Source organism: Streptomyces sp. NPDC059477, from assembly GCF_042749375.1.
In the GTDB taxonomy this organism is placed as follows: domain Bacteria; phylum Actinomycetota; class Actinomycetes; order Streptomycetales; family Streptomycetaceae; genus Streptomyces.
The window spans coordinates 39,266-62,831 of record NZ_JBHYUG010000013.1 but is presented as its reverse complement, the minus strand read 5'-3'; the positions used below and the strand labels follow the sequence as shown (position 1 = coordinate 62,831).

The 23,566-nt window shown below is 72.4% G+C and carries 24 protein-coding genes and 2 pseudogenes; 12 read left to right on the top strand and 14 right to left on the bottom strand.

Going from position 1 to position 23,566, the window contains the following annotated elements; all coding sequences use genetic code 11:
* The first annotated feature begins 14 nt into the window (after positions 1 to 14).
* Both ACFXAZ_RS09585 and ACFXAZ_RS09580 read left to right on the top strand, forming a co-directional pair.
* On the top strand, positions 15 to 527 hold the full coding sequence (locus tag ACFXAZ_RS09585) for a DinB family protein (protein ID WP_384587071.1): 513 nt from the start codon (positions 15 to 17) through the stop codon (positions 525 to 527).
* A gap of 358 nt (positions 528 to 885) precedes the next feature.
* Positions 886 to 1,374: a hypothetical protein gene (locus ACFXAZ_RS09580; protein ID WP_384587069.1), complete on the top strand. Its 489-nt coding sequence runs from the start codon at positions 886 to 888 to the stop codon at positions 1,372 to 1,374.
* Between the two features lie 192 nt (positions 1,375 to 1,566).
* Here ACFXAZ_RS09580 and ACFXAZ_RS09575 read toward each other — a convergent pair whose 3' ends face one another.
* The 7 genes from ACFXAZ_RS09575 to ACFXAZ_RS09545 form a co-directional block, all read right to left on the bottom strand.
* A complete protein-coding gene (locus tag ACFXAZ_RS09575) occupies positions 1,567 to 2,058 on the bottom strand; it encodes a hypothetical protein (protein WP_384587067.1) in 492 nt (163 codons plus the stop codon).
* A 111-nt stretch (positions 2,059 to 2,169) separates the two neighbouring features.
* Positions 2,170 to 2,853, bottom strand: coding sequence for a uracil-DNA glycosylase (gene ung, locus ACFXAZ_RS09570; protein ID WP_384587065.1), 684 nt, complete (start codon positions 2,851 to 2,853; stop codon positions 2,170 to 2,172).
* A 164-nt stretch (positions 2,854 to 3,017) separates the two neighbouring features.
* Positions 3,018 to 4,598: an ABC transporter substrate-binding protein gene (locus ACFXAZ_RS09565; RefSeq protein ID WP_384587063.1), complete on the bottom strand. Its 1,581-nt coding sequence runs from the start codon at positions 4,596 to 4,598 to the stop codon at positions 3,018 to 3,020.
* 231 nt (positions 4,599 to 4,829) lie between these two features.
* Positions 4,830 to 5,627, bottom strand: coding sequence for an SDR family oxidoreductase (locus ACFXAZ_RS09560; RefSeq protein WP_384587061.1), 798 nt, complete (start codon positions 5,625 to 5,627; stop codon positions 4,830 to 4,832).
* Between the two features lie 105 nt (positions 5,628 to 5,732).
* Complete coding sequence (gene fabG, locus ACFXAZ_RS09555; protein WP_384587059.1) at positions 5,733 to 6,494, bottom strand: 3-oxoacyl-ACP reductase FabG; 762 nt, start codon at positions 6,492 to 6,494, stop codon at positions 5,733 to 5,735.
* 165 nt (positions 6,495 to 6,659) lie between these two features.
* Positions 6,660 to 7,076: a DUF3037 domain-containing protein gene (locus tag ACFXAZ_RS09550; protein WP_384587204.1), complete on the bottom strand. Its 417-nt coding sequence runs from the start codon at positions 7,074 to 7,076 to the stop codon at positions 6,660 to 6,662.
* A 29-nt stretch (positions 7,077 to 7,105) separates the two neighbouring features.
* Positions 7,106 to 7,870 (bottom strand): HipA family kinase, encoded by a 765-nt coding sequence (locus ACFXAZ_RS09545; RefSeq protein ID WP_384587057.1) that lies wholly within the window; start codon positions 7,868 to 7,870, stop codon positions 7,106 to 7,108.
* A gap of 179 nt (positions 7,871 to 8,049) precedes the next feature.
* On the opposite strand from ACFXAZ_RS09545, the gene ACFXAZ_RS09540 reads away from it, so the two are divergent.
* Entirely contained in the window at positions 8,050 to 8,511 is a 462-nt protein-coding gene (locus tag ACFXAZ_RS09540; RefSeq protein WP_384587055.1) for a Rieske (2Fe-2S) protein, read from the top strand.
* A 57-nt stretch (positions 8,512 to 8,568) separates the two neighbouring features.
* On the opposite strand, the pseudogene ACFXAZ_RS09535 reads toward ACFXAZ_RS09540, so the two are convergent.
* Positions 8,569 to 9,195 (bottom strand): annotated as a pseudogene (locus tag ACFXAZ_RS09535) (isochorismatase family protein); the annotation flags it as partial.
* A 70-nt stretch (positions 9,196 to 9,265) separates the two neighbouring features.
* Here ACFXAZ_RS09535 and ACFXAZ_RS09530 point away from each other — a divergent pair.
* Positions 9,266 to 9,659, top strand: a pseudogene (locus ACFXAZ_RS09530) (pyridoxamine 5'-phosphate oxidase family protein).
* A gap of 292 nt (positions 9,660 to 9,951) precedes the next feature.
* Here ACFXAZ_RS09530 and ACFXAZ_RS09525 read toward each other — a convergent pair.
* Both ACFXAZ_RS09525 and ACFXAZ_RS09520 read right to left on the bottom strand, forming a co-directional pair.
* Entirely contained in the window at positions 9,952 to 10,929 is a 978-nt protein-coding gene (locus ACFXAZ_RS09525; protein ID WP_384587053.1) for a LysR family transcriptional regulator, read from the bottom strand.
* A gap of 297 nt (positions 10,930 to 11,226) precedes the next feature.
* The gene (locus ACFXAZ_RS09520) at positions 11,227 to 12,561 is read right to left on the bottom strand and encodes an aminotransferase class I/II-fold pyridoxal phosphate-dependent enzyme (RefSeq protein WP_384587051.1); all 1,335 of its coding nucleotides are present in this window, start codon (positions 12,559 to 12,561) and stop codon (positions 11,227 to 11,229) included.
* A 35-nt stretch (positions 12,562 to 12,596) separates the two neighbouring features.
* Between ACFXAZ_RS09520 and ACFXAZ_RS09515 the strand changes: the two genes are divergently transcribed.
* Positions 12,597 to 13,325, top strand: coding sequence for a pyridoxamine 5'-phosphate oxidase family protein (locus ACFXAZ_RS09515; protein ID WP_384587049.1), 729 nt, complete (start codon positions 12,597 to 12,599; stop codon positions 13,323 to 13,325).
* Entirely contained in the window at positions 13,325 to 13,966 is a 642-nt protein-coding gene (locus ACFXAZ_RS09510; protein ID WP_384587047.1) for an FMN-binding negative transcriptional regulator, read from the top strand. The genes ACFXAZ_RS09515 and ACFXAZ_RS09510 overlap by 1 nt, the downstream gene beginning before the upstream one ends.
* Before the next feature lie 60 nt (positions 13,967 to 14,026).
* On the opposite strand, the gene ACFXAZ_RS09505 is transcribed toward ACFXAZ_RS09510, so the two are convergent.
* The 3 genes from ACFXAZ_RS09505 to ACFXAZ_RS09495 all read right to left on the bottom strand — a co-directional run bounded on the left by ACFXAZ_RS09505 (position 14,027) and on the right by ACFXAZ_RS09495 (position 17,135).
* Positions 14,027 to 15,001 (bottom strand): DMT family transporter, encoded by a 975-nt coding sequence (locus ACFXAZ_RS09505; RefSeq protein WP_384587045.1) that lies wholly within the window; start codon positions 14,999 to 15,001, stop codon positions 14,027 to 14,029.
* A 359-nt stretch (positions 15,002 to 15,360) separates the two neighbouring features.
* Entirely contained in the window at positions 15,361 to 16,365 is a 1,005-nt protein-coding gene (locus ACFXAZ_RS09500) for a DMT family transporter (protein ID WP_384587043.1), read from the bottom strand.
* 239 nt (positions 16,366 to 16,604) lie between these two features.
* Positions 16,605 to 17,135 carry a Clp protease N-terminal domain-containing protein gene (locus ACFXAZ_RS09495; RefSeq protein WP_384587041.1) on the bottom strand — a complete coding sequence of 177 codons (531 nt, stop codon included), beginning with the start codon at positions 17,133 to 17,135 and terminating at the stop codon, positions 16,605 to 16,607.
* A 220-nt stretch (positions 17,136 to 17,355) separates the two neighbouring features.
* On the opposite strand from ACFXAZ_RS09495, the gene ACFXAZ_RS09490 reads away from it, so the two are divergent.
* Positions 17,356 to 17,538 (top strand): hypothetical protein, encoded by a 183-nt coding sequence (locus ACFXAZ_RS09490; RefSeq protein ID WP_384587202.1) that lies wholly within the window; start codon positions 17,356 to 17,358, stop codon positions 17,536 to 17,538.
* Positions 17,539 to 17,739: 201 nt separating this feature from the next.
* Here the strand turns inward: ACFXAZ_RS09490 and ACFXAZ_RS09485 are convergent, their stop codons facing one another.
* The gene (locus tag ACFXAZ_RS09485) at positions 17,740 to 18,348 is read right to left on the bottom strand and encodes a PadR family transcriptional regulator (protein ID WP_384587039.1); all 609 of its coding nucleotides are present in this window, start codon (positions 18,346 to 18,348) and stop codon (positions 17,740 to 17,742) included.
* A gap of 271 nt (positions 18,349 to 18,619) precedes the next feature.
* On the opposite strand from ACFXAZ_RS09485, the gene ACFXAZ_RS09480 reads away from it, so the two are divergent.
* The 5 genes from ACFXAZ_RS09480 (at position 18,620) to ACFXAZ_RS09460 (ending at position 23,505) form a co-directional block, all read left to right on the top strand.
* Positions 18,620 to 18,955, top strand: coding sequence for a polyprenyl synthetase (locus tag ACFXAZ_RS09480; RefSeq protein WP_384587037.1), 336 nt, complete (start codon positions 18,620 to 18,622; stop codon positions 18,953 to 18,955).
* Positions 18,948 to 20,000, top strand: coding sequence for a polyprenyl synthetase family protein (locus ACFXAZ_RS09475; RefSeq protein WP_384587035.1), 1,053 nt, complete (start codon positions 18,948 to 18,950; stop codon positions 19,998 to 20,000). Before ACFXAZ_RS09480 ends, ACFXAZ_RS09475 begins: the two co-directional genes overlap by 8 nt.
* 117 nt (positions 20,001 to 20,117) lie before the next feature.
* Positions 20,118 to 21,278, top strand: a complete 1,161-nt coding sequence (locus tag ACFXAZ_RS09470; protein WP_384587033.1) for an oxygenase MpaB family protein — start codon at positions 20,118 to 20,120, stop codon at positions 21,276 to 21,278.
* 104 nt (positions 21,279 to 21,382) lie between these two features.
* Complete coding sequence (locus ACFXAZ_RS09465; protein ID WP_384587031.1) at positions 21,383 to 22,132, top strand: ArsR/SmtB family transcription factor; 750 nt, start codon at positions 21,383 to 21,385, stop codon at positions 22,130 to 22,132.
* Between the two features lie 125 nt (positions 22,133 to 22,257).
* Positions 22,258 to 23,505, top strand: a complete 1,248-nt coding sequence (locus tag ACFXAZ_RS09460; protein ID WP_384587029.1) for an MFS transporter — start codon at positions 22,258 to 22,260, stop codon at positions 23,503 to 23,505.
* Positions 23,506 to 23,566 lie beyond the last annotated feature (61 nt).

Below are 23,566 nucleotides of genomic sequence, written 5' to 3'. Positions count from 1 at the left end.
GTCAGGATGGATCCATGACCATCGAACGCAGTGAACCCTCCCGGACCGCCGACGAACGCACCATGCTGGAGGGCTGGCTCGAATACCACCGCGCCTCCCTCGCCGTGAAATGCCAGGGCCTGACCGACGAGCAGCTCAGGACCGCCTCCGTGGCGCCGTCCGCTCTGACCCTGCTGGGCCTGGTACGGCACATGGCGGACGTCGAGCGCGGCTGGTTCCGCAGGGTCCTGGCCGGAGAGGACGCCGCGCCGATCCACTACACCGCCGAGGACCGCGACGGCGACTTCCGGGTCACCGAGACGGACACCTGGCAGGACGCGTACGCCACCTGGCAGAACGAGATCACCGTCGCCCGCCGCCACGCCTCCGGCTTCGCCCTCGACGACCTCGCCAAGGGCCACCACCACAGCACGGACGACCCCTTCAATCTGCGCTGGATCTACACACACATGATCGAGGAGTACGCCCGGCACAACGGCCACGCGGATCTGTTGCGGGAGAGCATTGATGGGGTTACGGGGGACTGAGGGACGTGGAGGAGGCCAAGGCGCGGTGACCTGGCAGGGCCGGCCTCGGCGGCGGGGTACGAGGGCGGGGTACGAGGGTGAGGCGGCCGGGGCTGAGACCTGAGGGCGAGCCAGGCACGCGGGGGGCCGACCGGGACCGATCTCCGCAGCCGGGGCGGGGCGCCTCCGCAGGGCCACCCGGACCCCGGCCCGGCATCGGCAGCCGTACCGGCACCCGCAGGCACCGCGCCTCGCCTCGCCCCGGGGCGTCAGCCGACGCGCGGGAACACCCGCCGGTCGGGGCCGGAGATCACCCATGTGGGTCAACCTGTGCCTGTCCGGGGCCGGGAATCGGGGCGGAGCCACCAGAGTGGCCCGGGTGCATCGAACGACGACCACCGCCACGCTCCTGGTCACCGTGGCCGTCTCGGCCCTCACCGGCTGTACGACGGTCCAGCGCCCGCCCGCGCCGGGGCCCTCGGCGACGCCCGTGCAACCGCCGGTGCCCCGGCCCGACGGCAGTTCGGGACCACAGGTCGTGCAGGCACCGGCCCGCGAGGCGCTGGAGATGATCGGCCCGACCCGGAAACCCGCCGCACCGCAGCCCACCCCGCCGGGCCGCCCGGCGGCGCCCCCGGCCACCACTCCCCCGGCGCCGAAGTCGCGGGCGCCGCGCTCCGACCCGCCCCCGAGGGCGGACCGGCCCGCACCCCAGCCACCCCGGCGGGGGGCCGCCCACGCCCGCGCCGACTCGATCGGCAAGGACGTCCGCAGCCGGACGGACGTCTGCGCGCTCGGCAAGCAGTACGGCGGCTGGCGCGAGGACAGCCCGGAATCGCGGATCTGCGAGCAGACGTACGGGCGTTGAGGCGCGGTCAGCGCCGGGCCATAGCCACGATCAGGTCCGGGCCGTAGCCTCGATCCGCGCCGGGCCGCAACGACGATCCATGCCGGGCCGTGGCAGCGATCCATGCCGGGCCAAAGCCGTCCGTCCCCCCGGTTCCGCCGGTCGGAGCCGCCACCTTCAGGCTTCCCCTTCGCCCCCCCACCAGGACTCCCCCTACTCCCCTCCCCCTTGGTCCACGGCCAGCCGGGTCTCCAGGCGGCCGATCGCCGCCCGGACGCCCTTGCCGTATCCGTCGTCGGCCAGGGTGGCGCAAGCGCGGCGGGCGCGGCGGACGTGGGTGCGGGCGGCGTCGGCGCGGTCGAGCCTCAGATAGTCGGCGGCGAGATTCAGATGCAGCGAGGGGTACAGCGCCCGTACCGCGACCGCGCTCCCGGGGTCGGCGGGGCGGCCGTCCGTCAGCTCCTCGGCCGCCGCCAACGCCCGCAGATCCCAGGCGAGTTCGTCCGCCGGGTCGTCCTGGGTGTCGGCCAGGTAGTGGGCCAGTGTGCAGCGGTGCAAGGGGTCGCCGTGCTCACCCAGCTCGTCCCACAGCCGCAGCAGGCGGTCGCGGGCCTCCTCGCGGTCGCCCGCGTGGTGCAGCATGACGACCTGCCCGATCCGGGTCAGCAGAGCGTCCGGCACCGACTGCTCCTGTCGCTCCGTCACCACGGCCTCCGCCCGTTCGCCGACTGTCCCGGACGACGCTAACCGTCACCGGGGGCGATCCCGCAGAGGCGGGTCCGGACCGGCCCGCAGTGGACCGGCCCGGCGCAGGGCTCAGGCCAGGTTCGGGACGGTCCAGTCGATCGGGGTGTGGCCCTGTCCGGCGACCGCCTCGTCGATCTGTGTGAACGGGCGCGAGCCGAAGAACTTCTTCGCGGACAGCGGGGAGGGGTGGGCACCCTTGACGACCACATGCCGGCTCTCGTCGATCAGCGGGAGCTTCTTCTGCGCGTAGTTGCCCCACAGCACGAACACGGCCGGGTCGGGCCGGTCGGCGACCGCGCGGATCACGGCGTCCGTGAACTTCTCCCAGCCCTTGCCCTTGTGGGAGTTGGCCTCGCCGGAGCGGACCGTGAGCACCGCGTTGAGCAGCAGCACGCCCTGACGGGCCCACGGCATCAGATAGCCGTTGTCCGGGATGGGGGTGCCCAGCTCCTGGTGCATCTCCTTGTAGATGTTGCGCAGGGACGGCGGGATCTTCACCCCGGGGCGCACCGAGAAGCACAGGCCGTGGCCCTGGCCCTCGCCGTGGTACGGGTCCTGGCCGAGGATCAGGACCTTCACCTCGTCGTACGGCGTGGCGTCGAGGGCGGCGAAGACCTCCTCGCGGGGCGGGTAGACAGGCCCGCTCGCCCGCTCGTCCTCCACGAACTCCGCCAGCTCCTTGAAGTAGGGCTGCTGGAGCTCGTCGCCCAGGACTCCGCGCCAGGACTCGGGCAGCATGGCGATGTCGGTCACGTCAACTTCCTTACGGTGTGCGGTCGCTTCCAGGTCTTCGAACCTGCTCCCAGAACCTACAGGCGACCACTGACAATCGACTTCCGGCCCAGCCTTCGCCCGACCCTGGGACGGCCCGGGACGGCCCGGGACGGCCCAGGTCGGCCCCGATCAGCCCCGACCGGCTACCAGCTGGTCTTCCGCGACAGCGTCCACATCATCATGATCGTCGACGGGTCCAGTGCCTGCTCCCCGCCGGAGATCTCCTCGCTGGTGGCGATGTACTGCTTGCCCTGCCACAGCGGCAGCAGCCGGGCATCGTCCACGAGGATCTGCTGGGCCTCCTCGAAGTCCTTCACGACCTGGGCCCGGTCGCTCTCGCGGCGGGAGCGGGGCAGCAGGACGCCGGTGATCTCCTCGGCCGGGTAGGGCGTGCCGAGCGCGTTCTGGTCGCCGACGAAGGGGGCGATGAAGTTCTCGGCGTCGGGGAAGTCCGGGAACCAGCCACGGCCGAAGACCGGGTACTCGCCCTTCTGGTAGCCCTCGACGTAGGTCTTCCAGGGGCGGCTCTTGAGGGTGATCTCGAACAGGCCGGACTCCTCCAGCTGCCGCTTCAGCTCCTTGAAGAGGACGGCGGTCTCGGAGCCGTAACGGTCGGTGGTGTACCAGAAGGTCAGCTCGACCGGGGTGGTGATGCCCGCCTCGGTGAGGATCTCGCGGGCCTTGTCGGCGTCGGGGTCGCCGTAGTCGTCGAAGAAGCCGGTGGTGTGGCCGGTCAGGCCCTTGGGGACCATGGAGTACAGCGGTTCGACGGTGTCCTTGTAGATGTTGTGCGCGATGGACGGGCGGTCGACGACCTGGGCGACGGCCTTGCGGACGGCGGGCTCGCCGGCCATCGGGTCCTTGGGGTTGAACACCAGGTAGCTGATGTCGGTCCCGGTGCCCTCGACGAGCTGGAGCCCGGAGTCGGGGTCGGTGGTCTGGAGGTCGACGATGTCGTCGGCGGCCAGCCCTCGGTAGGTCAGGTCGATCTTCTTGGCCTTGAGGGCCTGGACCATCGCGCCGGAGTCCTGGAAGTAGCGGATGGTGACCGCATCGTTCCTGCGCTCGGCGAAGCCCTTGTAACTGTCGTTGCGGACCAGTTCGGCCTGCTGGTTCTCCTGGTAGGAGGCCAGGCTGTACGGGCCGGAGCCGGTGACCGAGGTGCCGGTGCGCAGGGCGTCCGCGGGGTAGTGCTCGGGGTCGACGATGGACATCGCCGGGGTGGCGAGCACGAAGGGGAAGGTCGCGTCGGAGGTCTTCAGGCGGAACAGCACCTGATTGTCGCCCTCGGTGTCGACCTGCTCCAGGGAGCCGAGGAGCCCGGCGGGACCGCCCGGGACATCGATCTTGAGGATCCGGTCGATGGAGTGCTTGACCGCCGCCGCGTCCAGCTCGTGCCCGTCGGAGAAGGTGAGGCCGTCGCGGAGGGTGCAGCGGTAGGCGGTGTTCGAGGAGTCCGTGAAGGCGCAGCTCTCGGCGGCGTCCGGCTGCGGGCTGGTCGCACCGTTGGGGTAGCTGAGCAGTGTCTGGTAGATGTTCCGGTACAGCTCCCAGGAGCCGTCCCACGAGGCGGCCGGATCGAGCGTGCTGGGGGCGCTGGTGGTCCCTACCACGATGGGCTCTCCGGCGCCGGATTGGTCGCTGGAGAACAGTCCGCATCCGGTCGCCATGGATATGGACGCGATGGCGGCGATTGGCCGCAGGCATCGGTTCCGGTTGAACACGCGCTCGCTCCTCGATCTGCCATGCCAAGGGTTGGCAGACCCTACCGCAGCCCACAGCGGTGTGAAGCGCGGATGAACGACCCGATGGATCAACCTGGGAATGATTACGTTGTCATGGCCGAAATTCCCCCTTGAATGCTGCCGGAGACGCGGCTGAGGGGCGACATGGACGGGCCATCCGTCAAGTGGGGTGCGGTAGTTGGGGGGGCTACCGCCCGCCCGGCCTCACCGTCAGCCCATCCCGGCATTCAGGAAAATCCCCCCGTCCACCACCAGCGTCTGCCCGGTGACCCAGTCCGACTGGTCGGAGGTGAGGAACGCGGCGGCGCCGCCGATGTCGGAGGGGACGCCGAGGCGGCCGAGGGGGTAGGCCGCGGCGGCCTCCGCCTCGCGGCCCTCGTAGAGAGCCTGGGCGAATTTGGTCTTGACGACGGCCGGGGCGATGGCGTTGACCCGTACCTTGGGGGCGTACTCGTGGGCCAGTTGCACGGTCAGATTGAGCATCGCCGCCTTGCTGACGCCGTACGCGCCGATGAACGGCGAGGGGGCGAGCCCCGCGACGGAGGCGATGTTGACGATCGCGCCGCCGTTGTCCTTCTGCCAGGCGTGCCAGGTCTGCTGGGCGAAGCCGAGCGCCGAGACGACGTTGGTCTCGAACACCTTGCGGGCCACGCCCAGGTCCAGGTCGGCGAGCGGGCCGAGGACCGGGTTGGTGCCGGCGTTGTTGACCAGGAAGTCGACCCGGCCGAACACCTCCATCGCGCGGGCCACGGCGTCCGCCTGATGGGCCTCGTCGTGGGCCTTGCCCGCGACGGCGATCACCCGGTCCGCGCCGAGCCGCTCGACCGCCTCCCGGAGGGCGTCCTCGCCCCGGCCGGTGATGCAGACCCGGTCACCGCGCGCGACCAGCGCCTCGGCGACGCCGTACCCGATACCGCGGCTGGCACCCGTGACCAGGGCGACCTTGCCGGAGAGCGGGGGGCGCTCCGCCGAGCCCGTAGCGCCCGCCGCGTCTGCCATGTTCGTCATATCCACCACATCCGCCACATCCGCCGCAGCTGCCTTGTCGGCTGCCCTGCCCGCTGTGTTGTCCCCTGTGTTGTCCGGTGTCCTGTCCGGTGTGCTCCCGTGCGCCTAGTCGAGCGGTCCGCCCGCCACGTACAGCACCTGGCCCGAGACGAAACCGGCCGCGTCGCCCGTGAAGAAGGCGACGGCGTTGGCGATGTCGGCGGGCTCGCCCACGCGCTGGACCGGGATCATCGAGGCCGCGGCGGTCTTGAAGTCCTCGAAGCCCATGCCGACGCGTTCGGCGGTCGCGGCGGTCATGTCGGTGGCGATGAAGCCGGGGGCGACGGCGTTGGCGGTGACGCCGAACTTGCCGAGTTCCTTGGCGAGGGTCTTGGTGAAGCCCTGGAGTCCGGCCTTGGCGGCGGAGTAGTTGACCTGGCCACGGTTGCCGAGCGCGGAGGACGAGGAGAGGTTGACGATCCGTCCGAAGCCCGCGTCGACCATGTGCTTCTGACACGCGCGGGACATCAGGAAGGCGCCGCGCAGATGTACGTTCATGACGGTGTCCCAGTCGGAGACGCTCATCTTGAAGAGCAGGTTGTCGCGGAGCACACCGGCGTTGTTGACGAGGATGGTCGGGGCGCCCAACTCCTCGGCGACGCGTGTGACGGCGGCCTCGACCTGGGCCTCGTCGGAGACATCGCAGCCGACCGCGAGGGCCGTGCCGCCCGCCGCGGTGATCTGCTCCACGGTGTCCTTGCAGGCGGCCTCGTCGAGGTCGAGCACGGCGACCGCCCGACCCTCGGCGGCCAGCCGTACGGCGGTGGCGGCACCGATGCCACGCGCGCCTCCTGTGACGATCGCGACGCGCTGCTCAGTGGTGGACATGGCTGCTACTCCTCGCCCTCGGGGATACGGCACCCGCGGCCGGACCGACCGAGTCGGTGAGCGACCGCTTAGTACCTTCAGCAGGACGTGACGCTAGAAGCCCTGCCACCCGGTGTCAACGGGGCACGGCCCGATGTGATCCATTACCGCCCGTACCGTGCCGGGTCAGCGCACCAGCAGGTCCAGCAGCCGCCGGGTCTCCGCCGCCGGGTCCAGGGTGAGCCCGGTGTGCACGGGGCCCGGCTGCACGACCGTCGAGCGGGGCGCGACCAGCCAGCGGAAGCGCCGCCCGGCGTCGTCGTCGCCCGCCTGACCGGCGGCCTCGCCGCCCGCGCACACGCCTTCCACCGCGCGCAGCGCGGCCCGCACGCCGTTCACGTCGGCGTCGGGGTCCAGCGCGCGCAGCCGTGTTTCGTCGAGGTGCGTGAGGGCGCCTACGTACCCCCGGGCCCGGCAGTAGAGCAGGACGCCGGCGTTGATGCACTCGCCGCGCTCCACGCGCGGGACGACCCGCAGCAGGGCGTACTCGTAGACACTCCGGTCACCGCCCTGTCCGGCCCGGGTGATGTGGCGCTCGGTCATCGCCCCGGCCACGTTGATCCGCTGGTCGCTCACCGGGGGCCCTCCAGGCCGTTGATGCGGTCGTGGACGCCCGCCGCGCGCGCGAGCAGCGGTCCGGCGTAGGCGCGGCGCAGGTCGTCCGGCGTGTCGAAGCCGGGTTCGCCGGTCAGCCAGGCGTCCGGGACCACGGCGGTGACCTCGGCGAGCAGTTCCTCGGTGATCTGCGGCGCCAGCCGCGCGGCGGCGGCCGTGATGTCCGGGGCGAAGGGCCGCAGGGCGTGGTCGGAGGCGTCGTAGGGACGGGCGGCGGAGGCGTCGGCGCCGGGCCAGTTGTGGTGCCAGATCATGGTGGCGCCGTGGTCGATGAGCCACAGGTCGCCGTGCCACATCAGCAGGTTGGGGTTGCGCCAGGAGCGGTCGACGTTGTTGACGAGCGCGTCGAACCATACGATCCGGCCCGCGTCCTCGGCGCTCACCTCGAAGGCGAGCGGGTCGAAGCCGAGCGCGCCGGAGAGGAAGTCCATGCCCAGGTTGGGGCCGCCGCTGCCCTTGAGGAGTTCCTGCACCTGCTCGTCGGGTTCGCCGAGCCCGAGCACGGGGTCCAGCGCGACGGTGACCAGCCCGGGTACCCGCAGACCCAGCCGGCGGGCCAGCTCCCCGCACACCACCTCGGCGACCAGCGTCTTGCGGCCCTGTCCGGCGCCGCGGAACTTCAGGACGTACGTCCCGAGGTCATCGGCCTCGACGAGTCCGGGCAGGGAGCCGCCCTCACGCAGGGGCGTGATGTAGCGGGTGGCGGTGACTTCCTTGAGCATTTCCCCAGGTTACTGGGGCGTTCAGGAGCGTCGCGGGCCGCCCTGTGGCGCAGGCGTCTCGATCGGGTGAAGATCCGCCTGACGGTGAACTCCGTCCGCTCCCCGTCCGTACTTCCTGCGAGACCGCGAAACCCTCGCAGATCCGGAAAGATCACACCACGTCTCTGGAGGACGTCAGCATGGTCAGCGATTCGCCTCACCCCGCCGTCCGGCCCGCCCGTCGTACCGTCATGGCCGCGGCCGGGGCGGCCGGGCTCGCCGCGGCGCTGACCGCGTGCGGTTCGGGGGACGACAGTTCCTCCTCGTCGTCCTCGGAGGCGCCGGCGGCCTCCGGCAGCGCCCCGGCCGAGGGCGGTGCCGTGCTCGCCCTGACCACCGACATCCCCGAGGGGGGCGGCAAGGTCTTCGAGGCCCAGGGGGTGGTGGTCACCCAACCGGTCGCCGGGGAGTTCAAGGCCTTCTCGTCCAAGTGCACCCACCAGGGCTGCGCGGTGAAGGGCATCGCCGACGGGGTGATCACCTGCCCCTGCCACGACAGCCGGTTCTCGGCGGCCGACGGCAGCGTGCGGCAGGGTCCGGCGACCCAGCCGCTGCCCGCCGCCCAGATCAGCGTGGAGGGCGATGAGATCAGGCTGGTCTGAGCGCGGATCCGGTCGGCCGAGCACAGGTCCCGCCGGTCCGACCCCGCCGGACATCTCCTGGCGACGGTGTTTGAGGCACCCCAGCAACTCGTCCGTGGTCGCGACCGTGGCGACCAGCGCGAGGGTGCACGCGGCGGGCACTCCCGCGACGGCGTCCGAGGGGACCCCGATGCCGTAGCCGCGTTTCACGACGTCGAACACCGCGTTGGGGATCGCCACATTGGCCTAGACGCCGGTGACCCGATCAACCTGCGGCAGCCCAGATTACGCGGCAACGCGTCCGCCTCGGTGCCCTGGATGGGCGACAGCCCGTGCAGCCGTCGTACGACGATGTCGTCCTCGGCGATCTCGATCGGCGGCGCGGCACGTACCGCCGCGGTGCCCGCCAGTTGCAGCACGGGCAGGCGTTCGGCGGCCCGGAAGAGCGGGGCGTTGCGGCTGGCGGCGCGGCCATCGGGGCGACGTTCGGGGAGGGCGCGGCCGACCTGTGCGCCGCTCTCGTGCGCCGCGGCCACCAGCCGGGCGACCTTGGCGAGGACGCCGGACGCGCGGGCCTGCCGGGCGAGTTCGGGCAGCGCGCCCGTCCAGTCCGACGACCCCCTGCCGACACTCGACGGTGAGCCGCATGGTGGTGACGGGGTCGACCAGTTCCTTTAGTTCCCTGAGCCGGTCCTGCGACGCCATGGTTCGGTGGTCCGATCCGACTGCGCCTCCACCACCGCCGGACCCGTCACCGTCCACCAAGGGAGGACGTATGGCCGCCATCACTCAGCGCCGGGGGACGGAAGATCACGATGTCCGCGAGGAGCTGGACGCGTTTCTCGCCGTGGAGCGGACCTGCCGGGTGGCGACCGTAGCCGCCGACGGCGCCCCGCATCTCAGCCCCCTCTGGTCCGCCTGGGACGGCAGCGGGCTCTGGCTGTACTCACTGACCCGCTGCAAGCGCTGGGCCTAGCTGCGCCGGGACGCACGGATCGCCGCCGCGCACCGGAGAGCCGATTCGCGAACTCGTCTCGGCGGAGCGGCTGTTCGCCGGGAAGTACTTCGGCTTGGCCGAGCTACCGCACGACGGCCGACACGCCTGGCTGCGGCTGACGCCGGAGGCGGAGTGGTGGGCGGGCCGGGGCGTAGCAGGGCCAACCCCGTGAGGCCACCGGGCACCCGCAGGCGAGGCGGCCAGCCCGAGGCAGGGCACCGCAGCCTCCGTCAGCCCGTCGGACTGGCGGAAGCTGGGCGGCGGCCGGGGGTGCAGAGCAGCGCCGACTCCATCAGGCCAGGTGACCATCGGAAGCTGGGCGGTGGATCGGGGCGTTGCACCGCCGACGCCCTCAGGTCATCGGATACCGGGCCCTGGACCGAGGCATTGCAGCACCGCCCCCCTCACATCACCGGACCACCGGAAACCAGGCCGTGAACGGAGGCGTTGCAGCACCCACCCCCTCACCCCACCGAACCACCCGAAACCGAGCGTCCAGTCGGCGTAGTGGCGCCGACGGCCCCGGGCGGAGTGACCGACGCGCCGATCTTCTCTCCGGCCATGCGCAGGGCCTTGACGGCCGCGCGGATCGACGGGCGGCGGTCGGCGTCGGCGCGCCAGACGACGTAGACATGGCGCTGTATCCGCTGCTTGAGCGGGACCGTGACGACGCCGGGTGGCATCGGGTGGCGGCCGAGCAGCGGGGCGATGCAGACGCCGAGCCCGGCGGAGACCAGGCCGAGCTGTGTGTGGGTCTCGGCGGCGCGATGGCCGAGGATCGGCTCGACGCCGCGCGAGCGCAGCGTGAAGACCAGCCACTCGTGGCAGAACTCGCCCTCGCCCCAGGTGATCCACTCATCGTCGGCGAACTCCCCGAGGTCCACCTCGTCCCGGTCCGCGAGGGGATGGTCGGCGGGCAGGGCCACGTCGGCCGGGTCGTCCAGGATCGGCGCCTTGACCAGCCCGTCGGGCAGCGGCAGTGGCTTGTTGTACCAGTCGAGGACGACGGCGAGATCGAGGTCACCGCGGACCACCCCGCGAATGCCGCCCTCGGGCTCCAGCTCGCGGGAGCGCAGCCGCAACCCGGGGTGTTCGGCGCGCAGAGCGGACAGGGCCAGCGGGAACAGGCCGCGCGCGGCGGTCGGGAACGCCGACAGCCGCAGCTCCCCCACCACCTGGCCGCGCTGTGCCTCCAGATCGGACTGGGCGAGCTGCACCTGCGACAGGATCCGGGCCGCGTGATCGGCGAGCAGCCGCCCGGCGTCGGTGAGCCGGACACCCCGCCCATGCTTGGCGAGGAGCCGCTGTCCCACCTCGCGCTCCAGCTTGGCCAGCTGCTGCGAGACGGCCGAGGTCGTGATGTGCAGCCCCTCGGCGGCACCGCTCACCGACCCGTGCCGGGCGAGGGCGTCGAGGGTCCGCAGCCGGTCGAGATTCAGCATGGGCCGCAGCCTACGCACAATTAAGCGTTGCTACGAGATACAGCGCACGAGATTTCGTTTGCGCTACGACGTCGGCGGCGCGATTCGTGGACCGCAGGTCCGCCGTCTCCCGCACCACCGCCCCGGACGCCAGCCGGATTCCCCGCCGCCACTCGCTCCGCAAAGGGGAGGACCATCGGCAATCGCAGGACGAGCCCAACCCCCTAAGGGGCGCGGGGAACTGCGCGACAAGCCCACGACCACCCGCACCCACACCCACTCCCGCAGCACCCCCACAAGCCAGCGCAGCGACCCCACCTACACATACCGCCGATCCACCCCCACCGGACCCACCGCCTCCGCAATGGCGTCCGCCAGCCGCTCCACCTCCCCCTCCCGCAAGGTAGACACCGTCACCCGCACCCCCGGCGGCGCGCTCATCCGGAAGCGGGCGCCGGGCGCCACCGCCCACCCCGCGTGCAGCAGCCGCGCCACCGCCCCGGTCTCGTCGGGCACCGGCACCCAGACGTTCAGCCCGCTGCGCCCGGTCGCCGGGACCCCGCGTTCGGCGAGGGCCCCGATCCGCGCCGCGCGGCGCGCCCCGTACGCCGCCGCGACCGCCCGCGTGTCCACCGCGCCGCCGCTCCACAGCCGGGCCACCGCGCGCTGGACGAGCCGGCTGACCCAGCCGGGGCCCAGGCGCTGCCGGCCGCGCACCCGGTCGACGGTGACCGGGTCGCCGGTGAGGACGGCGAGGCGCAGGTCGGGACCGTACGCCTTGGCGGCGGAGCGGACGAACGCCCAGGAGCGGGTGGCCCCGGCCAGCGGGAAGAGCGGCAGGTCGACGATCCGATGGCCGTGGTCGTCCTCGATCAGCAGCGTCCGGGGAAATCCGCGGAGCACCTCGCGCAGGGCACGCGCGCGGGAGGCGTTCAGTGCGGCGCCGGTGGGGTTCTGGGCGCGGTCGGTGACGATCAGGGCGTGGGCCCCGGCGGCGAGGGCGGCGCGTACGTCGTCCGGGAGCGGGCCGTGGTCGTCCACCCGGACCGGGACCGTACGCAGTCCCAGCGCCGGGATCAGATCGAGCAGGCTGCCCCAGCCGGGGTCCTCGACGGCGACCGTGTCACCCGGTTTGAGATGGGCCGTGAGCACCCGCTCGATGGCGTCCAGGGAGCCGGAGGTGACGGCGAGGGGCCCGTCCGGCACCCCGTCGGCGTCGAGGTCGGCGCGGGCGCGGCGGACCAGGCCGGGCTCCTCGGGGGCGGCGCCGTAGAGGACGGGTTCGCGGTCGGCCTGGGCGGCGGCCTCGGCGAAGACGCCCGCCAGGGAGGGCAGCAGCGCCGGATCGGGATTGCCCGCCGCCATGTCCCGTACCCCCTCCGGGACATCCACGCGGAGCTGCTCGCGCCCGGTCGTGGCCGGTTTCGCGCGCACCCGGCTGCCGCGCCGCCCGGCGGTCTCGATCACTCCGCGTTCCCGCAGGACGCGGTACGCGGCGGCGACCGTGTTCGCGTTCACCCCCAGGCGCTCGGCCAGCTCGCGCATCGGGGGCAGCGGCTGCCCCGGCGCCAGCTCGCCCGCCGCCACCGCACGCTCCACGCTCGCCGAAATCTCCGCTGCGCCCCGCCCACTGATCGGATACTCTACTAGCACAAACTTAACTATGCACTAGTGCAATGGAGATCGCCATGCCGGACACCACGGGGACGACCACGACACCGGATACCCCGACGCCGGAATCCACCGCACCCCCGCGGCCGGCCACCGCCGCCTACACCGCCACCGACCGCACGGTCCCCACCCGTGACGCGGACCGCGCCCGGTACGACAAGGAGATGGTGCACGCGATCCTGGACGAGGGCTACGTCTGCCATCTCGGCTTCGTCCGCGACGGCGCCCCCGTGGTGCTGCCCACGCTCTACGGCCGGGTGGGCGAGCGGCTCTATGTCCATGGCTCGACCGGTTCGCGCCCGCTGCGGATGACCGGCAAGGCGGACCCGGGCCTGCCGGTGTGCCTGACGGTCACCCATGTCGACGGGCTGGTCCTGGCCCGCTCCGCCTTCCACCACTCGATCAACTACCGCTCGGTGGTGGTGCACGGCATCGCGCGCGACGTGACCGACCCCGACGAGAAGCGCGCCGCCCTGGACGCCCTGGTCGACCATGTCGTCCCCGGCCGCGCGGCCGACTCCCGGCCCGCCAACCGCAAGGAGCTGGCGGCGACCGCCGTGATCTACCTCGACCTGGACGAGGTCTCCGCGAAGCTGCGCACGGGCGGGGTGAACGAGGAGCCGGAGGACTACGCCCTCCCCCACTGGGCCGGAGTGGTCCCGCTGCGCAAGGGCTACGACGCCCCGCTCCCGGACCCCGGCCTGGCCTCCGGCACCGCCCTGCCGGACTATCTGGCGCGGCTGTGATGCTGATCCATCCCTGGGACGCGGCCACCGACGACACCGAGTGGCGGCACTGGCTGACCATCCACGACTTCGGCCAGCTCGCCGTCAACGGCCTGCCCGGCGAGCCGCCGCACGTCCAGCCGCTGCACTTCACCTACGACGCCGGGCGCGGCGAGCACGGCGAGGTGGTCACCCATCTCGCCCGCCCCCACCCGATCTGGCCCGCCCTGGAGACCAGCCCGCTGGTGCTGCTCAGCGTGGTCGACGACCACGCGTTCATCCCCGGCCCCTGGCAGGCCGCTCCCGGCACCCCGCCCGAGCACGGCACCGCGACCAGCTTCTACGCGGCCGTGCAACTGCGCTGCCGAGCCCAGGTCGTGGACGACCCGGCGGCCAAGGCCGACCTCCTCAACCGCCAGCTTGCCCACTTCCAGCCTGAGGGCGGTTCGGCCCGGGTGGCGGTGGGGGAAGTGCCGTACGGCCGGATGCTGGCGGGCATCCGGGGCCTGCGGCTCGATGTGGTGGACGTACGGGCGAAGTTCAAGTTCGCGGGGCACCGGCCGGCCGGGACGCAGGAGCGGATCGCGGCCGGGCTGGAGCGACGCGGCGGACCGGGCGACCGCGCCGCGCGGGACCAACTGCGGCGCCGCAGCGGGGTGTAGCAGGGTGTAGCCAGGGGGAGCAGACGGGATCTCGACGGGGAGACACCCGCCCGCCGTCCCTCAGGGGCGGGGCGCCGCCGGGCCAGGGGCCTCGGAAGCACCCACCTCGCCCCCCACGTCCACCTCGGATCCCGTCCCCTTCGCCTCCGCCACCGCGAGCCCCGCCACCGAGCCCAGCATCAGCAGGGTGCCGATGAGGGTCGGCGCGGTGAGGCGTTCGCCGAGCAGGACGACCGCGAGGCCCGCCGCGCTGACCGGTTCGAGGAGCATGATCACGGAGACGGTGGCGGACCGGATGACAGCGGCTCCGGCGAAGTACAGCGCGTAGGCGAGCGCCGTGGGGACGGCCGCGATGTACACCACCAGCCAGACCACCCGCACCGGGTCGGCGGTGTGCGGCACCAGCCCCTGGACCAGCGCGAACGGCAGCAGGCAGACGGTCGTCACGGCGAACGCCCACACCGTCGTGCGTGAGGCGTCCGCCCCGCCGTCGCGGCCCCAGCGGCGGGTGAGCAGGGTCATCGCGCAGTATCCGGCCGCGGACAGCAGGGCGAGCGCCACGCCCCACGGGCGTACGGAGGTGTCACCGCCGCCGAGGACCAGCACCCCGAGCCCGGCGAGCGCGCCGGTCACGGCGAGCACACCGCCGCGCCCCGGCCGCTCCCCCATGGTCAGCCGGGCGCCGAGCGCGATCAGTACGGGTCCGGCGCCGAGGGTGACGACGGTGGCGACGGCGAGACCGGTGGCGGCCACGGCGGCGAAGTAGGCGGTCTGGAACACCGCGAGACCGGCACCGACGGCCACGGCGCGCAGCGCCTTGCGCCGCAGCGGCTCGGGCACGGCGCCGACCGGTGCCGTGCCGGCCCGGGGCCGTAGCGCGCGGGCGGCGAGCAGCAGTACCAGTCCGGCGGCGCAGCGCCAGAAGGACAGGGTGACCGGGCCCATGTCGCTGGCCTCGTAGACCAGCGAGGCGGCGGCGCCCGCGGTGCCCCAGGCGACACCGGCGACGATCAGATAGACCAGGCCCCGCCCCACGGACAGCCCGCCGACGAACCTGGCAGAAACAGAAGACGGAACAGAAGACGGAACAGAGGGCGGAACAGAAGGAGGAACAGAAGGAGGAGCAGCAGCGGCCGAAAAAGCCGAGGGGGAGGCTGAGGGATCCGAAGAATCCGGAAAGGAAGAATTTGGAAGGAAGGACACGCGTTGTCTCCGCAGTCGCGCGTGGTGCGCGGAAGTTCGTGGAGGGACCGCCGCTCAGCGGGGTCCGCGGACTTCGTCTGCGGGCAGCACCGTCACGCCCGGCGAAGCGCGCGGGGCGTGGGATTCCGGCGGGCCCGCCTCAGACGGCCGGAGGCGGAAGAACGAGTGCCTTCGCAAGCATGATCGATACCTTACGTGGCCGTTTCCCGGGCGGACAACTCCCGCTCGGCCCCGCCCGTGGCCACGGGTTGCGCGGAGCCCTTGGCCGGGGTCGCCGACTGGGCGATGAACGCGCCGGTCAGCACGACCGCCCCGCCGATGATCTGCGGCGCGGAGAGATGCTCGCCGAGCAGCACCCAGGCCAGCACGGTCGCGATGACCGCTTCGAGACAGGCGACGACCCCGGCGACCTGCGGTGAGAGCCGTCGGACGGACACCACTCCGGTGACGTAGGCGATCACCGTGGCGACCAGGACGATCCAGCCGAGCAGGGCGAGGGCCGGGACGGCATTGCCGTCCATGCTCGCGCTGCCCGCGAGGACGCCCCAGTCCATGCCCCAGGGGCGGGCGATGACGGTGAGCACGGCGGCACCGATCAGCAGGCCGAAGGCGATCACGCCGAGCGGGTCGGGGGTGTCGGCGCCGGAGTCGCTGCCCTGGTCGGAGAGGACGAAGTAGCCCACCTGGCAGCAGGCGGCGCCGAGCGCGAGCAGCAGCCCGACGACGTCGAAGCTGAGGCCGGCCCACACCTCGACGACACAGGCGAGACCGCCGACCGCGAGGACGACCCCGACGGCCGCGGCCCGGGTCACCGCCCTGCGCTGCACGAACCGCACCCAGCCCAGCACCAGCGCGGGCGCGAGGTACTCCACGAGCAGCGCGACACCGACCGGGATACGGGAGATGGAGGCGAAGTAGAACGCCTGCACACCGGCCACGGCGAGCAGGCCGAACCCGGCGAGCAGGGCGGGTCGGCGGCGCAGCAGTGCGCGGTGGCGCACGGCGAGCGGCAGCATCACCAGGGCGGCTCCGGCGACCCGCAGCCACACCACGTGCAGCGGGTCCAGGCACGCCTCGATCAAGGGCTTCGCCGCGACCCCGGAACCGCCGAAGGCGAGGGCCGACCCGAACGCGAGGCCCAGGCCGAAGCCCTTGCCACGGCCTGCGTTGCTGCTCTGTGTCGTACGCACCGGCACATGATGACAGGCGATGACATGACCGTCACCCCCGTGGCACCTGTCTCAAGCACTCGGCCGATCCCCATGAAGGCGAACCGGCCTCCAGGAGCAAGCCGGTGTCCGAGAGCAGGCCGACGTCTGGGAGGAAGCCGACGTCTGGGAGCAAGCCGATGCCTGGGAGCAATCCAGCGTCCAAGAGCAGGCCGACGTCTGGGAGCAAGCCGGTGTCCAGGAACGAACCACCCCGCCGTACGGTCTCAGCCGCGCGGCGCCGGTTCGAGGCGCTTGAGGAGCTGTTCGGTGTCGATGCCCGCGCGGGTGAGCACCTCGACCGCGCGGGCGTCCGGGTCGGTGACGAGGGCGGCGAGCAGATCGAGGCCGCGGGGCCGGTCGTCGCCACGGCGGGCGGCGCGACCGGCGGAGTGCTCCAGCGCGGCGGCGGCGAGCGGTGAGTAGCCCTCGGCGACGGTCATCACGGGCAGCGCGCCGGAGTCCTCGACGGTGCTCTGCCAGCGCAGGCCGTAGCCGATGCTGCGCTGGACGAGGTAGCCGAACAGCCGGGCGAGTCGCGGCCCGTCGTCGCCGCACGCCTCGCGCACCTCGGGGTCGGTCTCCAGCAGGGAGTGCAGCAGATGGGCCGTGTCGATGTGCCGGTCCCCGTCCCGCACCGCCCGCCTGCGGGCGCCCGCGAGCACCGCTGCCAGCTCGGCGCCGAGCCTGGCATCGTGGTCCGCGCGTGAGGCACTGTCCTGGTCGGAGTCGGGCTGCCGGGGGATTCGGTGGTGCACATCCCCTACCCCATCAGTCCCTTTGGCCCGAGTCATCCCCGGCGGGGAGCATTCTCCCGTCCCACGCAGAGCGGACATCCCTGGCGGGAATCTCCTCCTTACGGATGAGATCACGCCCAATCCGGCACAAGGGCACACGAAAGTGCGCCGCACGCCCCTGCCCGCAACCATCACGCAACGTCGCTCGTCCGACACAGACGTGGACAACGATTGCTGGCTGGTGGCGCTGCCGGCGGTCGACGGCAGGGACTACGTGTACCGGGTGTACGCCCCGGTGGACGCCCTGCTCGCCGACCTGTTCTGGGAGGCCTGGCACTGCCACGACGAGGGACCCTACCCGCGCGCGTGGGATCTGTTCGACGCGGCGGTGATCCGCAGGGTGGGCCGGGCGTGCCGCTCCTGACGACCCACCGCTTCCGACAGTTCATCAGAGTCGAAGGGCGGTCCTCGACGGGTCCCTGCGAAAGCTCGACGGACCGCCGACCTGACGGACAGGTCCGCACACGAGGGAGGGCGCCCCGGGACTCTCCCCGGAACGCCCTCCGCCCCCGTACCCCCCGTACCCCCGTAGTCCCCTGCACAACTGGTACGACCGGTACGACCGTCAGTCCTCGTCGGCGAGGATCAGGTACAGCTTCTTGCGCGCGTCGGTGATGACGGCGAGCGCCTTCTCGCGCTGTTCCTTGCTGCCGGTCTTCCAGACCTGGCCGAAGGCTTCCATCAGGCCGAAACCGGCCTGCCGAATCTCGTTCAGCGTGTCCCAGTCGACGCCGCGCGAGGCTTCCTCCCAAGGGGCGTCCGGCCCCTCGTCGGCGGCCTGGCGTCCGGCGTCGGTGAGGGAGAACAGCTTCTTGCCGCCCTCGCTCGCACTGACGATCAGTCCCTCGTCCTCCAGCAGCTGAAGGGTCGGGTAGACCGAACCGGGGCTGGGCTTCCACGCCCCGCCGCTGCGCTCGGCGATCTCCTGGATCATCTCGTAGCCGTGCATCGGGCGGTCCTTCAGCAGGGCCAGGATCGAGGCCCGTACATCACCGCGCCGGGCCCTTCCCCTGGGTCCGCCGCGTCCGCGGCCACCCCAGGGTCCGGGACCGAAACCCGGCCCGCCGAATCCAGGACCACCGGGACCGAAGGGCCCGAAAGCCGCTCGCCGGCCCTCGAAACCGCCCTTGCCGCGGCGCCGTCCGTGCTCGTGCTCGTATCCGTGCGTGTGCATCGCGATCACTCCATTTCTCATGTTTCCGCGTTTTCGCATCGCGTTCGTTCACGTACATCGCGCCTCATCGTTGACCAGTCGCGATGCGTCAACGATATATCGGAATGAGTCTTACGGCAACCCTGCCGCCCATCCGTACGGTCGAGCGAGTCGATCACTCGTTGGTGATTTCCTCCGCTCGGGCCCGGACACCGCCGGGATCCTCAGGAAGGGCGGCGCACGACCGGCGCCGCCCAGAGGCATGCAGGTGGGGACAGACATGACAGATGGCATGACAGACCGCATGACGGACGGCACGGCAGACGGCACGGAACGGAACGCGGGGCAGCGGCGGGCGGGCCTGGACGAACAGGCGCTGCTCCTGGCGGCCGGGCTGGCGGACCTGGCGGTGAGCACAGTGGGGACGGCGCTGGGCACCGTACGGGGCCTGCTGCGTCGCTCGGACGGCGCGGAACTGGCGGAGCAGGCCGAGCAGGACCTGATGGCGCGGGGGCGGCTGGCGCTGGACCGGTACACGGCCGTGCCCCCGGCACACCTGGAGATCCTCGCCAGAAACGCCAGGAGCACCCGGAACGCCACCACCCACCACCCCGTCCGCGATGTCTGAGCACTGGCACCCCGCCGCCTTCCGGGCCCGGGTGGACGAGGTGCTGCGCGTCTTCGTGGCCGAGGAGGCCGACCGGTTCGCGGAGATCGATCCGCTGCTGGCGCCGGTGGCCGCGCAGGTCGAGGCCGCGGTGGCGGACGGCAAACGGCTGCGCGCCGCGTTCTGCTACTGGGGCTGGCGGGCGGCGGGCCAGCCGGACAGCGACGCGCTGGTGCGGGCGGCTGCGTCCATGGAGCTGGTGCATGCCGCGGCGGTGGTGCACGACGACCTGATCGACGACAGCCGGTTGCGCCGCGGGCGCCCCACCGCGCACCTCGCCCTGCGCGGCGCGCTGCGGCGCCGTCCGCGCGCCGCCGCCTCGGCGCGGTCACTGGCGATGCTGGTGGGCGATCTGCTGACGGCGCTGGCCGGGCAGTTGTTCGCGAGCAGCGGGCTGCCCGCCGCCTATCTGGCACGGGCCCGTCCCCTGTGGCCGGTGCTGGCCCGGGAGCTGATCGCGGGCGAGTGCCTGGAGATCCTGCGCACCGGGACCGGTCCGGACACCGAGGCGTCACTGAAGGTCATCCGGTACAAGACCGCCAAGTACACCGTCGAGCAGCCGCTGCTGATCGGCGGCGCCCTGGCGGGAGCGGGTGAGCGGCTGCGCGAGGGCTACTCGGCGTACGGGCTGCCGCTGGGCGAGGCGTTCCAGCTCCGCGACGATCTGCTCGGGTTGTTCGGCGACCCGGAACGCACCGGCAAGGCCAACGCCGACGACCTCTCCGCCCACCGCCCCACCGCGCTGCTCGCGGAGACCTGGCGGCTCGCCGACGTGGCCGACCGTGAACAGCTCACCGCCCTGCTGGGCCGCCGCGCCCTGGACGCGGACGCCGTCGACAGCGTCCGCGCGCTGATGCGCCGCCTCAAGGCGCCCGACCTGATCGAGGACATGATCGGCGTCCGGGTCGAGGAGGCGCTGGACGCCCTGCACGGCCTGGACCTGCCCGCACCCGCCGCCGGGGCGCTGACCTGGCTGGCCCGCTCGGCGGCGGACCGCGCGTACTGACCGCCCCACCTCCCACACCGCCACACCTCTCTCACCGCCACACCTCCCCCACCTCCCGCCGCCTCAGCTCTCCCCCGGCTCTCGGAGGGCAAGGAACATCCGAAAGGCAGGACCCCCATGCCCCACACCGACGCCTCGATGGACACCCTGCGCCTGGCCGGTGACGAACTCGCCGACGCCACCGTCGCCGCCCTCTTCGATCGCGGGGAGGTGGGCAAGTTCAACACCCTGATGCGGTACGTCTCCACGGCCGGCGCACCGCTCCCGGACGGGCTGCCGGACGTGGCCCGGGAGTATCTGGCGGCCACGAGCGCACCCCCGGCCTGGGTGGACTGGGCCGAGATGGAGAAGGCCCGGCTGTTCTTCATCGACAACAACGTGCACATCACCACCGCGTTGTCCTTCGCCTCCATGCCCGCCTGTTACGTCGTCCCGCACGTGGCGAAGCTGCTGTCGGCCAGCCACGGGCTGAAGTACCCCGCCAAACGGATGGCGGAGACCGGCCAGTTCACCGTCTATCTGATGCAGCCGGGCGCCTTCGAGGCGGGCAGCCGTTTCATCCCGGCGGCGCAGAAGGTACGGCTGCTGCACGCGTCCATCCGCCATCACCTCAACCGCGAGGACCTCTGGGACGCCGGGACGCTCGGCACGCCGATCTGCCAGGAGGACATGATCGGCGGCCAGATGTTCTTCTCGATGCTGGTGCTGGACAGCCTGCACCGCCTGGGCATCCATATGTCGCAGGAGGGCGCGGAGGCGTACTACTACGCCTGGCGGGTCGTCGGCGCGATGCTCGGCGTCGACCAGGAAGCGGTCCCGAAGAACCTGGACGAGGCCCGGCGGTTCCTCGACCTCTACATGATCCGCCACATGGGTCCGTCGGCGGAGGGCGCCCACCTGACCCGCCAGCTCATCGATCTGTACGAGGAGGTAGTCCCCGGCACCTTCTTCGACCCGATCGTCTCCGCCCTGATCCGCTATCTCGTCGGCGACACCTGCGCGGACTGGCTCGACGTCCCACACACCCCGTGGGACACGGTCGTCAAGTCCGTACCGCATCTCCTGGGCGTGCTGGAGAGCATCGAGGACCGCTCTCCGTTCGGCGCCTGGGCGCTGGACCGGCTCGGCCAGCTGACCACGGTCTTCGAACTGTCCTCCCTGACCCGGGGCCGGGTCATGCACTACGCCATCCCCGAGCAGCTGAAGAAGGACTACGGCGTCTCCAGCGCGGTCCCCCGCCATCACCGCTGGACGCCACCGGCCCCGGCGGTCTCCTGACGGACCCGGCCGGGCTCCCCGCCTCCGTCGACGGCCTACGCTATTCCATGGATTACTGGAATAACGGCACTGGCGCCCAAGAGGCGACGACGGCGGAGGCAACCATGCCGACCAGCACGACGGAAGACCCGAACCCCAGAGAACCGAACCCCGGCGACCCGCACCCCGGCGGCAGGGACCCCGGCGGCAGGGACCCCGATACCAAGGCCCGGCTGTACGACGCCTTCGCGGCCAGCGGAAAGGCGCTGGCCAGCGGAAAGCGCCTGGAGCTGCTCGATCTCCTCGCCCAGGGCGAACGGACCGTCGACGCCCTGGCGAAGGCGGCCGGGCTGCACCTCACCACCGCCTCGGCCCATCTCCAGACCCTCAAGCAGGCCGGTCTCGTCGTCACCCGCCGCGAGGGCGTCCGCATCCACTACCGGCTCGCGGGCGAGGACGTGGCCCGGTTGCTCGCGCTGCTGCGCAAGGTCGCCGAGGCCCACCAGGCCGCCGTACCGGCCGCCCGGGACGCCTACCTCGGCGCGTACGACCCGGCCGAGGTCACCCATGAGGAGCTGGGCGCCCGGGTGGCGGCCGGGGAGGTGGTCCTGCTGGACGTGCGGCCCGCCGAGGAGTACCGGGCCGGGCACATCCCTGGCGCCCGCTCCCTGCCGGTCGCCGAACTGACCGACCGGATCGACGAGCTGCCGCAGGAAACGGAGATCGTCGTCTACTGCCGGGGCGCGTACTGCGTCCTCGCCCACGACGCCGTACGGCTGCTCACCGAGCGCGGACGCCGGGCCGTCCGCCTCCATGACGGCATGCTGGAGTGGCGGCTCGCCGAACGCCCCGTCGCCGCCGGGGACCCGGCATGACCGGGTCCACCGCCGCCACACCTCCCATACCCCCGACACCTCCGACACCTCCCACACCGCCCACTCCTCCTGCACCTCCGACACCGCCCACTCCTCCTGTACCTCCGACACCTCCGGCGCCTCTCATGCCCGACGCCGCGCGGGCCCAGCGCCGGATCCTGCGCGCGCTCGTCGCCTCCCAGATCCTCAGCGGCGCCGGACTCGCCGCCGGGGTCACCGTCGGCGCGCTGCTCGCGCAGGACATGCTGGGCGGCACCGGCCTCGCGGGGCTGCCCAGTGCGCTGTTCACCGCCGGTTCGGCGCTCGCCGCGGTGATCGTCGGCCGGATCTCGCAGGCCCGGGGCCGCCGCCCCGGACTGGCCGCGGGCTATCTCACCGGCGCGCTCGGCAGCGCGGGCGTCATCACCGCCGCCGTCCTCGACAACCCCGTCCTGCTGTTCCTCTCGCTGTTCGTGTACGGCGCCGGAAGCGCCACCAACCTCCAGGCGCGGTACGCCGGTGCCGATCTGGCCGAGCCCGGCCACCGGGCGCGTGCCGTGTCCCGGGTACTGGTGGCCACCACCCTCGGCGGGGTCGCCGGACCCAACCTCGCCGCGCCGACCGCCGATCTCGCCGAGCGGTTCGGCGTCCCCGGGCTGGCCGGTCCGTTCCTGCTGTCCGGTACCGCGTACGCGCTGGCCGCGCTGGTCCTCACCGGCTGGCTGCGCCCCGACCCGCTGCTCACCGCCCGTACCCTCGCCGCGGCCGAGGAGAAGGGGAGCGGCACCGCCGACAGCGCCGGATCCGGCGAGGACGCGCGCGAACGGCGTCCCGGCGTGGTCCTCGGCGCCCTCGTCATGATCCTCACCCAGCTGGTGATGGTCGCGGTCATGACGATGACGCCGGTCCACATGCACGACCACGGCCATGGCACCGCCGCCTCGGGTATGGTCATCGCGCTGCACATCGGTGCGATGTATCTGCCCTCGCCGCTGACGGGCCGGCTGGTCGACCGGCACGGCGGGACCTCGATCGCGGGCGCGTCCGGCGCCGTCCTGCTGGCCGCGGGGGTCCTCGCCGCCGCCGCGCCCGGTGACTCCGTCGTCCTGCTCTCCCTCGCCCTGATCCTGCTGGGCCTCGGCTGGAACTTCGGCCTGGTCTCCGGTACGGCGATCATCACCGACGCCGTTCCGCTCGCGACCCGCGCGAGGACCCAGGGGCTGGTGGACGTGTCCATCGCCATCGCCGGCACCGCGGGCGGCCTCGCCTCCGGCCTGGTGGTCGCCGCCGCCGGCTACCCGGTCCTGGCGCTGACCGGCGGCATCCTCGCGCTGGCGATCCTCCCGGCCATCGCGGCGACGGCAACGGCAACGGCAACGGCGAATCGCCTCTGAGCCCCTTGGGCACTGGGTTTCGAAGACGGCTTCCGAACCGGCTTCGAAAGACGACCCCCAA

What these genes read in the sequence shown, in the direction of transcription:
- ACFXAZ_RS09585 (WP_384587071.1), top strand. Translation starts at nt 15, where the DNA reads ATGACCATCGAACGCAGTGAACCCTCCCGGACCGCCGACGAACGCACC.
- ACFXAZ_RS09560 (WP_384587061.1), bottom strand. Translation starts at nt 5,627, where the DNA reads ATGACGAACATGGCAGACGCGGCGGGCGCTACGGGCTCGGCGGAGCGC.
- fabG (WP_384587059.1), bottom strand. Translation starts at nt 6,494, where the DNA reads ATGTCCACCACTGAGCAGCGCGTCGCGATCGTCACAGGAGGCGCGCGT.
- ACFXAZ_RS09550 (WP_384587204.1), bottom strand. Translation starts at nt 7,076, where the DNA reads ATGACCGAGCGCCACATCACCCGGGCCGGACAGGGCGGTGACCGGAGT.
- ACFXAZ_RS09545 (WP_384587057.1), bottom strand. Translation starts at nt 7,870, where the DNA reads ATGCTCAAGGAAGTCACCGCCACCCGCTACATCACGCCCCTGCGTGAG.
- ACFXAZ_RS09540 (WP_384587055.1), top strand. Translation starts at nt 8,050, where the DNA reads ATGGTCAGCGATTCGCCTCACCCCGCCGTCCGGCCCGCCCGTCGTACC.
- ACFXAZ_RS09525 (WP_384587053.1), bottom strand. Translation starts at nt 10,929, where the DNA reads ATGCTGAATCTCGACCGGCTGCGGACCCTCGACGCCCTCGCCCGGCAC.
- ACFXAZ_RS09515 (WP_384587049.1), top strand. Translation starts at nt 12,597, where the DNA reads ATGCCGGACACCACGGGGACGACCACGACACCGGATACCCCGACGCCG.
- ACFXAZ_RS09510 (WP_384587047.1), top strand. Translation starts at nt 13,325, where the DNA reads ATGCTGATCCATCCCTGGGACGCGGCCACCGACGACACCGAGTGGCGG.
- ACFXAZ_RS09485 (WP_384587039.1), bottom strand. Translation starts at nt 18,348, where the DNA reads ATGCACACGCACGGATACGAGCACGAGCACGGACGGCGCCGCGGCAAG.
- ACFXAZ_RS09480 (WP_384587037.1), top strand. Translation starts at nt 18,620, where the DNA reads ATGACAGACCGCATGACGGACGGCACGGCAGACGGCACGGAACGGAAC.
- ACFXAZ_RS09475 (WP_384587035.1), top strand. Translation starts at nt 18,948, where the DNA reads ATGTCTGAGCACTGGCACCCCGCCGCCTTCCGGGCCCGGGTGGACGAG.
- ACFXAZ_RS09470 (WP_384587033.1), top strand. Translation starts at nt 20,118, where the DNA reads ATGCCCCACACCGACGCCTCGATGGACACCCTGCGCCTGGCCGGTGAC.
- ACFXAZ_RS09465 (WP_384587031.1), top strand. Translation starts at nt 21,383, where the DNA reads ATGCCGACCAGCACGACGGAAGACCCGAACCCCAGAGAACCGAACCCC.
- ACFXAZ_RS09460 (WP_384587029.1), top strand. Translation starts at nt 22,258, where the DNA reads ATGCCCGACGCCGCGCGGGCCCAGCGCCGGATCCTGCGCGCGCTCGTC.